This is a genomic window from Paraburkholderia sp. BGA-UO-ETr-F21, assembly GCF_059567925.1.
In genome coordinates this window covers 502,983-516,097 of record NZ_JCAQOY010000005.1, presented here as the reverse complement: position 1 = coordinate 516,097, position 13,115 = coordinate 502,983, and the positions used below count along the sequence as shown (strand labels likewise).

The window sequence follows — 13,115 nt, the reverse complement described above, 5'->3', positions numbered from 1 at the left end:
CACCCTGATCATGATCGGTCCTGGCTATTGACTAATCCCGCGGACACGCCACACTCAAAACTGTCATGGGGTTCAGCACCATGGCTTTCATCATCGACACCTCCGTGACCATCGCAAAACGATGGCTTTCCCGGTACCGGGCCCCGCGCCCTTTGACCGATGGAGGTTATTGATGAACAACGACGAACTCGCTCTGGCTCTGGCACGCGCCAACCGGGCTGAAAGCAACTACCGCAAGGCTGTGGACACGCTGAACGACGAGGTGAAAGCCCTCGAAGAGCACACCAACGACGTCCTACAAGCCGCCCGCGACATTCGCGCCAAGCGCATCGTGCAGGGCAAACCTGTGCAGAAGCCCTTGGACCCCGCCTTCTCCGTCGCTTCGATCGACCCGGAACGTCTCTACAAACCGATCGAAGCAGCGCAGATCCTCGGCATCACGGCCGGCGCCGTCTCGACGTACATCCACCTCGGCAACCTCAAGGGCGTTAACGTGCAGAAGCCGGGCGCCCTGCGGGCACGCTGGGCGATCACCGGTGCGACGCTCAGCGACTACATCGCCCGTCGGCGCAACCGCACCATCGGTCGCAAGACCATCATTTGAAGGAGAACACCATGCTGAACCTCATCACCCAAACCCATTCCAACGCTCGCGTCCTCGGCGTGAGCGCCGCGTGGACCCCCGCCGCGAAGATGGCGAACGACCTGGGGATCGACGTCACCACCGACGTGCTGCTGCTCGACGACCTGGCAAGCGGTCAACGTGCGCTCACCGCGGATCACGTCCTCGTGCTCGACGAAGCTCAGAGCGTCAACATCACGGAGATCCAGAAGGCAGCGGACGCTGCAGGCGCGAAGGTCATCGTGATGGGCGACCACCGCGGTCTGGCAATGGTTCACTGATCGCCCACTGGTCCTTCAGTCGCAGCAAAGCCCGGATCCCTCCGGGCTTTTTCACGTCCTGCGGTCCTGCTCATCACTGGTCGATGACCACCTGGCGATTCGCTTCCGGCACAACCGCACGACGTTCCCGTCGTTCCAGCAGGGGCTTGTCCATGGCGATCTCAGGATCGTCGTCCAGGGACCGCTACGGCGTGTCCGGCGGCATCCGCATGACGACCACGAAAAGCGCCGTCACCTGTACCGCAAGGATGAACGGCCACAACCCGACCATCGGCTCGACCATCGCGAGCAGGATGCACACCGCGATCGCGCTCCATTCCATGACGTGCACGACCTTCTGAACCACCGTGTGCGGCTTGTCGGGCAGGGTGGTGATCCTGAAGAACGATCCAACCGCGATCACGGGGCGGGCGATCCGAAGGAGGAGATCCGATGCGCGCACCGGGCTGGGCAACGTCGAAAACGCGGGGCCTGGCAACACGATGGGGCTTGCGGCCGACGGCAGAACGATCGGCTTTGCAGCACGGGATGGCGTCACGCGGGAACGTGGGGTGTAGGGCTTGCGCATGGTCTCCTCCGGGCGGCGGTCGCCGTCGAACGCGGCGGTCCATTCCAGGCTAACGGATTGGAGGTGCTTGGCAACAGGCGTTGGGTACGTCTACGAACCGCAAGCGGGAAAAGCCGCCGGAGGCCTGGGCAGACCGCTGCGCGCCGTCACCTCAGGGCTAGGGTGCAACGCACCCAATGACCAGGAGCCCGGCGCTACTTCTTCGAGCGCTTGTCCGGGCCGAGTGTCGGGAGCGTCAGCGACCCAATGGGGTTGAGAGCCCGGTCACCGCACGTCCTACGTCCTGCCGGGCAGCACCTCGTACAACGCATGAACGTTTGGTCCGGCCTCCGGCAGGTTGTAGCACCACACCAACGGGTCACCGGGGCGGCGCACCCGCTCGCGCACGAGGCGGTTGAACGCTCGACCGGTCTTGCGCCGAACACCGTGGGGCAGCGATTCCCACAACCGGGCAAACCCCGGGTCGCTCCCGCACAGGCGGCGAAGCGTTCCAGCGCGGTGGATGGGCCGTTCTTGCAGCCAGGCGAGCAGGGCGTTGGCGAGGTCGGACGGGGTCTGCGGATCGTGGGGCATGGTGGCTCCGAACATGTGTGGAAGGGCGCCACACTCGAAACGCAAGAGGTGGCCACACATATAGCGTTGAGCGACCTAAATCCGCAGCGATTTCCCCGACTGTTACAAAAAAGTCGCTCGGGGCGCCACCGCGATCAGTGCGCGCTGCGACCGAACGTGCCGATGACAACAGAGGTCATCGTGTCCCCGCAGATCCATCCCCCGCCGCGGTAGAACTTGCAGTCCGACGGCATCCCCGGGTACAGATGGGCTTTCTGATACTTCGGAGCGTCCTCCGGGGTCAGCATCAGCATGAAGGATTTGCCCGTGTCGTCGGCGATCGGCGAAACCTCCATGTTCCAGCACTCCCGCCGTTCCGGGTTCAGGTAGGTCGCCTCCCCCGCGTCGCAGAAGCGCACGTGCGGGTCGTCCTTCTTGATCGTGAAGCTCTTCGTCGGTGTCGGCCCGTGCGAATCGTGGAACGTGCCGCAATAAGCGCATTCAAAATCGTTCCGATCGATGCAGGACTTGATCCAGCCGATCGCCAGCAGGACCACCAGAATGTTGAACATCACCTTAAACATGGATCGCCCCCGGCCGGTGGCATGGGCGAGTCGGTTCCCCGGTCATTGTCTCTCCGTTGTTCTGTTTTTGTAAGGCGATAACGTAGCACACGACGGCTCCCGACCGGAAGGGTGCGCCATGTCGGATAATCCTGCGATGCCCCACGCGATACCTCTTCCGCTCAGCACCGACGACATCCGCGCGCACCTGCGACGGCGCTCCGCTCTTCTCCCCGGAACGTGGGAAGTCGCCTGGCCCGGCGGGACCGCTCAACCCGATCGCGGTGCTCCCATCCTGTTCCTCGACGTGGACGGCGTGCTGCACCCGGACGCGTGCGACCCGGTCGACCACTTCTCGCGTTGGCCGTTGGTCGAAGCCGTCCTCGACGACGTGGCCGGCGTGGACGTCGTGTGGTCATCGACCTGGCGCTTCCAGAAAGGGTGGGACGTGCTGATGGCACGGGTGCCGCAGCGCCTTCACGGGCGGTTTCTGGGTGCTACGCCGGCGCACCTTTATCCGCGCGGCGATGCGTGCCCCATCGGTCCGCGTCGGCTCGAGGTTGAAGGCTTCCTCAGCCTCGTGCTGGTCGATCCCCAACGCCCGTGGGTCGCTCTTGAGGACAGCCCCCTGTACGACGGCGCAGAGCACGGGCGGGTGCTGTATTGCGACCCGGCGACCGGCTTGCGGAAGGGCGTGAGCGGCATGGGCCATACCGACCAACGGACCCTAAGGGAACGCCTGAACAGGCTGGTCACCGCGGGCTAGGAGAACAGGACGCCCATCGGCCCTGTCCGTCCCGCGCTTCACGGCAGGTCGATCGGCGGGACGAGGTCGTCCAGCGTGCTGCTGTCGGCCCCCGGCCCGGCCAGCACTTCCTTGAAGAACCTCAACCGCTGGGTTGATCCCTTCCTCGTTCGTTCCCCCACGATGACCACGAACACGTCCTTCGCCCGCTCAGGCAGCGCGGCGACGTGCGCGGCGTGGATGCTTCGCCACCGTTCGAGCAGCCGCTCCCGAGCGTCCTGCGACGGCGGGGTGCGGGACCAGATCGCGCAGGTGATGAGGACCTTCACCGGCGCAGCCAGCGCGCACAGGTTGTCCACCTCGTTCGACGCACCGGGCGCCATGTTTTCCGATTCGACGGCGATCAGCGGCACGATCCCGTCGTGCTTCGCACCCGGCAGCGGAATCGTCTTGCCGAGCACGAAGTCGATCCGGCAATGCTCCTTCTTCACCACCCATTCCGGGCCCAGCGCCGTGGCGACCTGGCCGAGCAGGTTGGCGTAGAGCGCGGTGCGACGCCTGGTACCGCCCACGTGCCAGACGTCGGCGAGGTCGGTGGGCGAGACCTTCGAAAGGGCGGACGAGAACGCGTCCAGGAAATCGTCGAGGAGCCGGTCGGGCATCGTGCGGAAGGAGGGTGGAAAGGCGCCATCATCGCATGGGGAACGCCAGGGTGAAAGGCACCCACACCGGTGACCCGTCCGGAGGTCATCGACCCACGGCGTAGATCGGATCGTTCGCCAAGTCCCGCTCACGAATGTAAGCGCGCTTGCGGTCCGCCGACGAGCGGGTGTCCGACGGGTCAACGTTGCGATCCCAGACGGGCAGGTCGCCGTCGCCGTCGCTGCTCGACGCCGGCGCCCTGCGCGATCGAACGGGTTGCTTGGCGGGCGGGACGGGCTTGGCCACCGCGGCGCGAGCAGGTGGAAGAGCGGGCGTGGTCGGCGCGGGCAGCGACGCCGGAACGGGCTCGGTACGTTTCACCGGCAGGATCCGGGAGTTCGTCGCTTTCACCACGAACAAGGCGTACTCCCCGTTTTGCTTCTTCTCGACGCGCGTTTCCGGGGCAAAGAGGGGCGGGGTGCAGGACTTCAGTTCATCGACGGCTTTCAGGACACGGACGCGGAACATGCGCAGTTCAACATCGGTGCTGGTTCCGCTCAAGTCACGCAGGGTGGAAAGGTTGTGCGGGTGCGGGGTACTGCTCGTGGAGAAGAAATCGTGCATCCACTTCGCGAGGCTCGATTTGAGGCGCACCTTCCGGCGTAAATGAAGCTCGGTGCAGTCATCCTTCAACATCCCGGCGACATGGCGACTGAGCGTGACGAACCCTTTGCCGGTCGTTTTGTCTCGGCCGGCGTCGTTGATGAGGTGGCAGAACCCTTCCACGCTCGGCGAATCCCAGGTCAGGGTGACGCTCGCCAGGCGTTCGAGCGATTTCATGATCCCGTCATTGACCGGACCACTGCTCTCCGACCGTTCCAGCACACGGCACCAATCGTTGAAGTTGAACTCGATCGTGGAGCCCGCTGGCTTTCCCGACGCGCGACACCAAGCAAGCGCGAGTTGCCAGACTTCGCTGTCGTTCTGGTCCAGATCCGGTCCGGTGTATTTGATGACGTAGGCGCCTTGCGCAGCAAGGATCCGTTCCGGATACCCCATTCCCACCATGATCTTTCGGCGCGAACATCCGAACATCGAGCTTCGAGAAAACGCGTTCGGCTCCATGTCGAGGTTGCCCCTTGGCCAGTCCGCGCTTTGCTCTTGGTGCAGCGTCGCCAGCGCCTGGAGCGCCATTGGACGAAGGTGCAGGTCCTCCACCGGCGTGATGTTGTCACGCGTCGGGGCTTTCATCCCGAGCTTGCTTGGACGCTCCGAGCCTCTGTCGTTGGGACGCGGGAACATCGATTTTCGGGGAGCTTTTGTCATACGCGCTCCGTCAGGTCGAAACCGCGGCGGGCGGCCTGGACGCGGATCTTCTCGATCTGGCGATCGGCGACCGCTTGGCTGCGTAAAGCTTCGGCGATCAGCAGGTTGGAGAAGCGGGCAAGACCGCGGGCGCATCCCACCGTGACGACCGCGCGAGCGACCTCGGTTGCCCGGGCGCCGGTGGACGCCATCAAGTCGGCGAAGACCATCGACGTCGTGTAGTCCATCCAGACGATGACGGTGGAGGTGTTACCGTTCAGACGGTTCCCGCGCTGCTTCCCGATCTCGGCGACGATCGCGTCCCGGGCGCCGGCATCGGCTAGGGTCGTTGCCACGATGACCCGGGCGACACGGTTGCGCGAAAGACGGAACGAATCCGCCATCACGTCCAACATTTGAACCAGTCCGTTGGGGATCTTCGGCTGCACGAAGTCCGGGGCGACGGTGGTGTACGGCATGGCGGTCTCCTGGTAGGTATCTACCCAGAAAACCAGATCTACGGGCGGTGTCAAACAACAGCGTCATATACAACACGATTTCCAACATCCCGTTGTCATGGGAAGAGCGGACCGGATAACGCGAAGTTCTGTACACGCTGGACCGCCCGACCGCGAAGTTCTGTACACGTTTGACCCCCGGACCGCGAAGTTCTGTACACGCACGCGTCTGGCAAAAGCCTTACGCGACGGGGGTTTGCGGGCGATTTCCCACCCCGTACAGTACTAAAGACTACAGGTGGGTGCGCCCCGGCAGGGGGCGCGCACCCCACCTGTACGTACATAAGCAAAACTCTAGAGGAAAATCGGAGGGGTTCCTGGGTGAACCCGCCTTTGGGGCGGTTCACCCGAACCCACCGAACGGAAAACCCTAAGCCTTGCTCCTACCTCCGGTGCAGGGCTCTACAGATGCCCTGCGGGCAAAACCTCCGCCGGAGGCGAGGGCACTCAACCCGGGAAGCACCTGCGGTGGTGAAGCCGGGCAAGACCGCAGGACCCCGACACTGCCGCCTCCGGCACGGCGCGGGGCACCACCAGGTGCGTTCCACCCTAGCCGCAGGCAACGGCGCGTAAGCGTTGGACCAGGAGCCTCCGGCTCCAAAAGGTTTGGTGTTCCCGAAGGGCTCCTCGACCTGCTCCGACACCGCCCGGCGTTAGACTGTTCCGGGCCGCGTGCGGGACCGCGCGACGCGGCAGCATGTTCAGTTTTTCCGGCAACCTGCCGTAAAACACGCAGGCAACGTGCAGGCCGCGCGATGCTCTGGAACCACAAGTACGAGGAAGACCACGAATGAGCGCAGCACCGAACGGGGAGAACCCCCAAGCCGCCGCAGCGATGCAAATGATCGTCCAAGCCGTGATCAGCGGTGACGCGTCCATCGTCCCACAAGCGGTCAACGCAGGCTTGAACATCAGCGGGATTCGCGGCCCGCACGGGATGAACCTGTTGCACATGGCGGCGGGAAGCGGTCACGGCGACGTCGTTGAAGCGCTCCTGTCGGCGGGGCTGGATCCGCAAGAACCCATGGACCATGGATTCCTCCCGATCGACCTGGCACGGGAGGAGGGCCACGCCGATGTCGTGCGCCTGCTCGAACGCCGTCCTGAGCAGGCCGAGCCCGCTCCGGCCAGCGGGCAAAAGACCGCCGAAAACGCAACACAAATGGCCGCGCAACGCGCGAGCAAGGCGGCGGAAGCATGCGAAAACGGGGATCTCGCCGCCTTGCGCAGCCTGGTGGCCGGTCCGGGCGATCCGGTCCTGACAATGACCACCCCGGAGGGGGCGTCCCTGCTGCACGCAGCGGTGGCCGGCGAAAGCGCGGACGTCGTGACGTTCCTGGTCGAACAGGGCATCGACCTGCAAGCCCGCATGAAGGACCACGTCCCCGGGATGGACACCGACGGTCCCTACACCGCTTTAGACTTTGCGCGCATCCTGCGCAACAAGGCGGCGGTGCCGATCCTTGAAGAGGCGTGCGACGCAGCGGACGGCGGAAAGGGCATCGACGGTGAGACCTTCATGGTCAAAGCGATGCGCAAACCGGACGGCGGGCTTTACGTCGGGGTGTTCAACAAATACACCGGCGACCGGGCGCACCGGACCTTGGCGGAGCGCGCGGAAAAACAGGTGAAGGAGCAGCAGGAGGAGCGGGAGCAGCAGGAGGAGCAGGGCGGCGCTTCGGCGAACAAAGGTGCATCAGCGAACACGGGTGCTTCGGCAACCCCGCCGGCGCCGGCCGAACCTCGCGCAACACCGACCGCACCGGTCGAGCAACGCGTCCTGCTGGGTTCGGAAAAGCACCTGTACGGAACGCCGGTCGATGACCTGGTCGACCACTGGAAACCCGGGCAGTCCCGCGTCATGGCACGGTTGCGCAAATCGTGGGCGGACGCGAAACGCCGGGTCGCGGACGAGCAGGCCGCGAAGGACGCGATGAACGGAAAACCACCGGCGCCGGTCCCCAGCAGCCCGCCCGAGGCTTCCCTCGCCCCTGAGGCACCCCAACCGGCCGATGCGACCGTTCAAGTCCTGGACGCCATCTCCAGCGGTGACCACACCACGCTCGAACGATTGCTGCGCGACGACCCTGCACTGGCGCAGTTCCACGAGGACGGCTTGACCCTGCTGCACCTCGCGGCGGACAAACGAAACCCGCAGGTCGTGCGCGTCCTGCTCGACGCAGGGCTGGACCCGCAGGCGGCATCGCACGACGGCATCACCGCGCTGGACCTCGCACACGCGGCGGGGCACCGCGACGTCATTGCGTTGCTCGACCCGACCATGAACGCTTCCGTTCCGGCAGCGCAGGAAGACCCGGTCGACGAACAACCCGCCAGCGCCAGCGAAGGGGAGCGCTTCGAGCGCCTGGCCGAAGCGTGCGCGGCCGGCGACCTGGCGACGGTTCAAACGCTCGTCAACGAGGACGACACCTCCCTGCTCGACGTGAAGGAAAGCTCCGGGGCGGTGGCGCTCCACTTCGCGGTGTTGAGCGACGATCCCCGCACCGTCGGCTACCTCATCGCATTGCGTCCGGACGGCGACGGGTTGAACAACCTGATGACCATGCCCTTGCGGCACCGCCCGGAGGACCAGGGCGGTCCGTACAGCCCGCTCGACCTCGCGCGGGTTCTGCAAAAGGACGCCGCGGGGGCGGTGCTGGAGATGGCGTGCGAGTCGTTGGGCATCGACGGCGAGACGAACCACGTGATCGCGATGTACGGCCCGGACGGCACACCGCACGTAAAGGTGCTGAACCGGTTCACGAAGACCCCGGTGCACCCTGGGATGGCCGAGCGGATCGCGAAGGCGGTCGTCCAGAAGATGATGGAAGAACGCGGGGGCTAACGGTCCTGTACGTGCTTTGACGACGAAGACCCGGGCGACCGGGTCTTTTCACATGGGCGACGCGGCGACCGCCAAGCGGAAAACCTCGCCGGAGGCGTGGGCACCCACCCGCGCGCGCACCTGCGGTGGAACAGGCGGGCTCCTTCCGCCCTGGGTGCATCCCACCCCAGCGGAGCAATGGGCGCGAAGCGGCGTGCCCAAGGACGCGCAAGCGTCCCAAGTTTTGGGGTTTCGACACGCCTCGGGGCATCACGTCGCGACAGCACCCGTAATCCCTCAAAAAAACTTGGGAATCGAGCGCTCGAACGCTTGTGTACCGCTGCGCGTTCGCTACGTTGAAAGCAGACCCTGAATCACGCGCAGGGACGTCAATCAACCTCAAGGGGGACCACCATGCTCTTCAAACTTTACGACCGATGGGCAGCGCAGGGCGAGCGACACCTGGACCGCAAGATCAATCGAATCGTGCAGGTGCTGACCGTTTTGACGCTGATCGCGTCTGCCGCCGTCATCGTGCACGCCGGGCTGGTGCTCAGCGACCCGCACGCCAGCGATACGATGCAGCACCTTTTTGCGGCGGTGATCCCGTCGCTGGCCATGCTCGCCGGCGTGATCGCAGCGGCGTTCGTGACAGCCGGCATCTTCGCGACCACGATGTACCGGTGGGAACGGGTCTCCCCCGTTGCGCGCACGATGAAGCGGATCGAAGACGACCCGCGTTTCGCAGTCTGACCCGTATCCCCACAGCACCACCGCCAAGGCCCGGGCAACCGGGCCTTTCCATGTCCGGATCCCCCAAAAGCAAAGCCCACCCTGCGACGGATGGGCCTTGGTCCGGATCGGACGGCGCTACTTTCGGAGCGCGACTTATGGGCACCTGTCCACGAACATAGTGGACGCATAACGGGGAGTCAACCCCCGAGGCAGGGTGGAACGCATCACCAGGTGCTTCGGCACCTCATGCGCCCCGCGCCGGTCTTACTGCAACGGATCCCCGGGCGAATCGAGCGACGCTTTCATCTCGTCGCGGACGAAGTCGTCCTTGTCCTCCCCATCCACCTGCTTTTCTACAAGAGCGCTTTCGATGCCGCACATGAAGTCGCGCAGGGCCAGGATCGCAGCCTTCGACGAAGCGTCGAACGTCGGATCGTCAAACGCCACAGTGTTCGGAAACTGCACCTCGTACCGGTAATCCGCCCCGCTCATGCCGAAGTCGAACTCCCCGAGGATCATCACCAGGCTCGACCACCCCGTCGAAGTCTCCGGCCGGTACGCCACAACGTAATCGAAAATCTCCGACGAAAAGTGGTGAAGCGGCTTGGGCCTCCAGTACGCCGACGTGGCGATCCGCCGGCCGTCCAGGAACAGCGACGCGCCGTAAAGCATCTGAACCTCCGACGTGTGCCACACGTAAAAGCCGTCGATCCTCAGGAAGTCGCTCCCGGTAGCGGACGCGCGGGAGACGTAATGCTTCGGGTTGTACCGCGAATCTTTGCGCACGAAGCCTTCCATCCCCTTGACCTGCTCTCGGTACGCGTTCACCGCTGCCCGTCGGACATGCGGTTCGGCGTCCGCCGGCACGTACTCCAGGAACGGGCACTCCCGGTCAGCGAACAACCCGTGAAGGATCTGCCCGCTTTTCCGGTCCAGGATCATGAAAGTGTGCCGGAACCGGTTCATCAGGACGACGGCATCCGGGTAGATGAACGAATACTTCTTGAACGCGTTCCGCCTGAACCCGTCCAGCATCGCCCGACGGTGCTCGTGGCACTCGCGATACTCCTCGAGCGTCGGGTCCCCACCACCGGCGCTGGCTTGTCCTTTGCCAAACAATCCCATCTTCATCCTCGCGGAAATCCGCTGATCGTTGTTGTCCAAAAAACTGTATCACACGGTTTCGTCGATCAAGCATCGGAGCAGCGGCATCGGCCCGGGTTCCATCACCGCAGGTGCCGTCCGGGTCGGGGGAAAGGGCGCCCCGCCCCCAAAAAAGGTGTGGGGGTGCAACGCACCCCATGACGCAAGTATTTTTGCATCTCAACGGTCGCGATACCCGATTTGCCGTTGACTTAAAAATCCCTGGAGTTACTGTTGTTGAGGCGATGCGTGATCCCAGTGCTGCGGACCGGCAAGCCTCTCATCCCCCAGGAGACCGCCATGCAAGCTCACGCATTCACCGCTCAGGACCGCGCCCTCGAAATCGCCCTGCAATCCGCGCACGTCGTCGCGATCGACGCGTCCGTCTCGACGGATCCGGCGGACTACATCGCCATCGAAGACCGCGGCATGGTCCGCATGATCGCGCGCAGGCCCCAGCCTGTCAGCGTGGAAATCGCCCTGACCGTCAACGGCCGGACCGTCCGCGTGCATTGCACGCAAGACGAGCAACGGGTCGGCCACCACGCCGGCGTCGAAGCCTCGGGCATCGCTCTCGTCTGGCTGGCAGCGCTGGACCTCTATGGGCTCCGCTTCGCCTACACCCGAGCACGGGACGCAGCGCAGGAGATCCACGCCTGGCTCGAAGGGGACGGCAAAAAGACCGACGTGGGCGTGTTCATCACCGTCATCGAAATGCACATCGTGGGGCTCGCAGCGAGCGCGGCGCACGACTTCGAAGAGCGGCGCAACCCGTTCCCGGATTACGCGCTCGCGGCCTGACCCTACCGCGTCGATCCTCCCGCAGTGCCAGTCCCAAAAGGGCTGGTTTTCCGGTACGAACGCCACCCCGGCGGTCGCAACCGGAGAACTGGCATGAACGATCAAGACCCGTCGTGGACCTCGCGGGACCAGCAAAGCGAGCAGCGTAAAGGCGGGCACGCCATCGCCGCTGGCTTGTCCGTGTTGCTGCTCCTGGTCGTAGCGCTGCTGGTGACCCTGGTGGTCACGGTGCTCTCGCACGAGTCCGAAGCGCAGCACATGAGCGTCGGGCAGGTGGCGTCGAACGAGCGAAACGCCGCGGCACCGGAGAACGACGCGACGTACGGGCTCGACCTGGACAAACAGACCATCGCGCGGGCGGTGGCGAAGAACGGTGCGGGGCAGCGATGACCGTGACCAACGAGCGGATGTTCGACCTCGACGACGTGCGCGCGCTCGGCGCTGCGTTCACCCCCGAGGAACTGCGATGGGTGACCCTCCCGCGGGCATGGAAAGACGCGGCACCGTTGGACGATCCCGAACACGCGGAGTTCTCCGGCTTGAGCTTCCGCGAGTTGACCCAGCATTCCTGGCGACCGGGCACCGAAACAACGGCAATGCAACTCGCGGAACAGGAAATGTATTTCAGCCGGACCTGGCACGCGACGCTGAAAGCGGCCGGCTTGCAAACGAAGGGCAGCGCGGCGTCGCGCAGCGTCCTGCAAGCGCTCGACCGTCGCTTCGACGCGCTGGTGGCGAAGCGGGCTCACAAAGGCTCAGGCAGACCGTTCACGGCGCTGGACGCGTGCTGGTTGAACGATCGCGACGAACACATCCTGCTGGTCATCCATACGATCGAACACCCTGGGGAAGAGATCGGGATCATTTGGTCGGAGCGCGTGAGCGAGGAGGAGATCATGCAGCGCAAGGCGATGTACGAGGAATCCCTTGCTCTCCGCGAGGCCACGGACCAGGCGATGGCAGAGCAGAAGGACCAACCCGTGCGCCGTGCGCGCGCTCGGCTTTGAAGGAGCGACGACGATGAACGAGCGCCTTTTCGACCTAGACGACGTGCGCGCGCTTGGCGCTGCGTTCACCCCCGAGGAACTTGCGTGGGTCACCCTGCCGGCAGGGTGGAAACACGCGCCGTCGGTGGACCGCGTCGACGGCGAGGGCTTCGCGGCGATGAGCTTCTTCGAGCAATCCCGGGCGCTCTGGCACCACGAAGAACGGCCCTGCGTGCTGCAAACGTACACGAACCGTGTGCTGCACCAGGTGCTCAACCCGGACCGGTGGGACCAGCGCTGCAACTTGAACAGCGACGCGTTGCGAGCGCTCGACCGGCGATTCGACGCCTTCGTGCAGGAACGCACCGGGAGCCGACCGGTGGATCCGGCGTTTCTCTTCACCGGGCTGGAAGCATCGTGGATCCACCGGTGCGGTGCCTTCGAAACGTTGAGCGACCCAACGTGGCGGGAGATCGTTGCGAACAACCGAGGGCGTGACGGGGAGGTCGTGGCACCGGACGGAAAGACGGTGGAGATGGACGATGACGCGGGCACGTCCGAACTCTTCGCGATCCGGCACATCAAGCGACCCGGTGAAGCGATCAAAAGCGAGGACATTGACCGCGACGCGATCGAGATCCTGGCCCGCGTCCTCGACGCGCAAGCGCAGGCGCTCCGCGAGGTGGCGGAGCAGGCGATGGCGCGGCAGGACGACCAACCGGTGCGCCGGCCGCGGGCACGGCTTTAGATATTGACGTGGGAGCAGGTTCGAGCGACAACGGTGTTTTGCATCCGAACCCGCGATCGCTGGGGCGATTGAGGCGGGCTCG

At 64.8% G+C, this 13,115-nt stretch carries 16 protein-coding genes; 9 read left to right on the top strand and 7 right to left on the bottom strand.

Features of this window, described 5'->3' with window-relative positions:
* Positions 1-172: 172 nt before the first annotated feature.
* Together AC57B1_RS03890 and AC57B1_RS03885 are read left to right on the top strand one after the other, a co-directional pair.
* Positions 173-604 (top strand): hypothetical protein, encoded by a 432-nt coding sequence (locus tag AC57B1_RS03890; RefSeq protein WP_496416640.1) that lies wholly within the window; start codon positions 173-175, stop codon positions 602-604.
* An 11-nt stretch (positions 605-615) separates the two neighbouring features.
* Positions 616-903 (top strand): AAA family ATPase, encoded by a 288-nt coding sequence (locus AC57B1_RS03885; RefSeq protein WP_496416639.1) that lies wholly within the window; start codon positions 616-618, stop codon positions 901-903.
* A 184-nt stretch (positions 904-1,087) separates the two neighbouring features.
* Here AC57B1_RS03885 and AC57B1_RS03880 read toward each other — a convergent pair whose 3' ends face one another.
* The 3 genes from AC57B1_RS03880 to AC57B1_RS03870 form a co-directional block, all read right to left on the bottom strand.
* Positions 1,088-1,471 (bottom strand): hypothetical protein, encoded by a 384-nt coding sequence (locus tag AC57B1_RS03880; RefSeq protein ID WP_496416638.1) that lies wholly within the window; start codon positions 1,469-1,471, stop codon positions 1,088-1,090.
* 276 nt (positions 1,472-1,747) lie between these two features.
* Entirely contained in the window at positions 1,748-2,044 is a 297-nt protein-coding gene (locus tag AC57B1_RS03875; protein WP_496416637.1) for a hypothetical protein, read from the bottom strand.
* Positions 2,045-2,178: 134 nt separating this feature from the next.
* Positions 2,179-2,607: a hypothetical protein gene (locus tag AC57B1_RS03870; RefSeq protein ID WP_496416636.1), complete on the bottom strand. Its 429-nt coding sequence runs from the start codon at positions 2,605-2,607 to the stop codon at positions 2,179-2,181.
* 118 nt (positions 2,608-2,725) lie between these two features.
* Between AC57B1_RS03870 and AC57B1_RS03865 the strand changes: the two genes are divergently transcribed.
* A complete protein-coding gene (locus AC57B1_RS03865) occupies positions 2,726-3,352 on the top strand; it encodes an HAD domain-containing protein (protein WP_496416635.1) in 627 nt (208 codons plus the stop codon).
* A 38-nt stretch (positions 3,353-3,390) separates the two neighbouring features.
* On the opposite strand, the gene AC57B1_RS03860 is transcribed toward AC57B1_RS03865, so the two are convergent.
* From AC57B1_RS03860 to AC57B1_RS03850, 3 genes are all read right to left on the bottom strand, one after another.
* Positions 3,391-3,993 (bottom strand): hypothetical protein, encoded by a 603-nt coding sequence (locus tag AC57B1_RS03860; RefSeq protein WP_496416634.1) that lies wholly within the window; start codon positions 3,991-3,993, stop codon positions 3,391-3,393.
* Between the two features lie 85 nt (positions 3,994-4,078).
* Positions 4,079-5,299, bottom strand: coding sequence for a plasmid replication initiator TrfA (gene trfA, locus AC57B1_RS03855; RefSeq protein ID WP_496416633.1), 1,221 nt, complete (start codon positions 5,297-5,299; stop codon positions 4,079-4,081).
* Entirely contained in the window at positions 5,296-5,757 is a 462-nt protein-coding gene (locus AC57B1_RS03850; RefSeq protein WP_496416632.1) for a hypothetical protein, read from the bottom strand. The genes trfA and AC57B1_RS03850 overlap by 4 nt, the downstream gene beginning before the upstream one ends.
* 829 nt (positions 5,758-6,586) lie before the next feature.
* Here AC57B1_RS03850 and AC57B1_RS03845 point away from each other — a divergent pair.
* Together AC57B1_RS03845 and AC57B1_RS03840 are read left to right on the top strand one after the other, a co-directional pair.
* Complete coding sequence (locus AC57B1_RS03845) at positions 6,587-8,641, top strand: ankyrin repeat domain-containing protein (protein WP_496416631.1); 2,055 nt, start codon at positions 6,587-6,589, stop codon at positions 8,639-8,641.
* A gap of 393 nt (positions 8,642-9,034) precedes the next feature.
* On the top strand, positions 9,035-9,373 hold the full coding sequence (locus AC57B1_RS03840; RefSeq protein ID WP_496416630.1) for a hypothetical protein: 339 nt from the start codon (positions 9,035-9,037) through the stop codon (positions 9,371-9,373).
* Positions 9,374-9,619: 246 nt separating this feature from the next.
* Here the strand turns inward: AC57B1_RS03840 and AC57B1_RS03835 are convergent, their stop codons facing one another.
* Complete coding sequence (locus tag AC57B1_RS03835; protein ID WP_496416629.1) at positions 9,620-10,519, bottom strand: hypothetical protein; 900 nt, start codon at positions 10,517-10,519, stop codon at positions 9,620-9,622.
* Positions 10,520-10,798: 279 nt separating this feature from the next.
* Between AC57B1_RS03835 and AC57B1_RS03830 the strand changes: the two genes are divergently transcribed.
* The 4 genes from AC57B1_RS03830 (at position 10,799) to AC57B1_RS03815 (ending at position 13,033) form a co-directional block, all read left to right on the top strand.
* Complete coding sequence (locus AC57B1_RS03830) at positions 10,799-11,299, top strand: hypothetical protein (RefSeq protein ID WP_496416628.1); 501 nt, start codon at positions 10,799-10,801, stop codon at positions 11,297-11,299.
* Between the two features lie 93 nt (positions 11,300-11,392).
* The gene (locus tag AC57B1_RS03825) at positions 11,393-11,689 is read left to right on the top strand and encodes a hypothetical protein (RefSeq protein ID WP_496416627.1); all 297 of its coding nucleotides are present in this window, start codon (positions 11,393-11,395) and stop codon (positions 11,687-11,689) included.
* A complete protein-coding gene (locus AC57B1_RS03820) occupies positions 11,686-12,306 on the top strand; it encodes a hypothetical protein (RefSeq protein WP_496416626.1) in 621 nt (206 codons plus the stop codon). The genes AC57B1_RS03825 and AC57B1_RS03820 overlap by 4 nt, the downstream gene beginning before the upstream one ends.
* A 13-nt stretch (positions 12,307-12,319) precedes the next feature.
* The gene (locus AC57B1_RS03815; RefSeq protein ID WP_496416625.1) at positions 12,320-13,033 is read left to right on the top strand and encodes a hypothetical protein; all 714 of its coding nucleotides are present in this window, start codon (positions 12,320-12,322) and stop codon (positions 13,031-13,033) included.
* Positions 13,034-13,115: the final 82 nt, after the last annotated feature.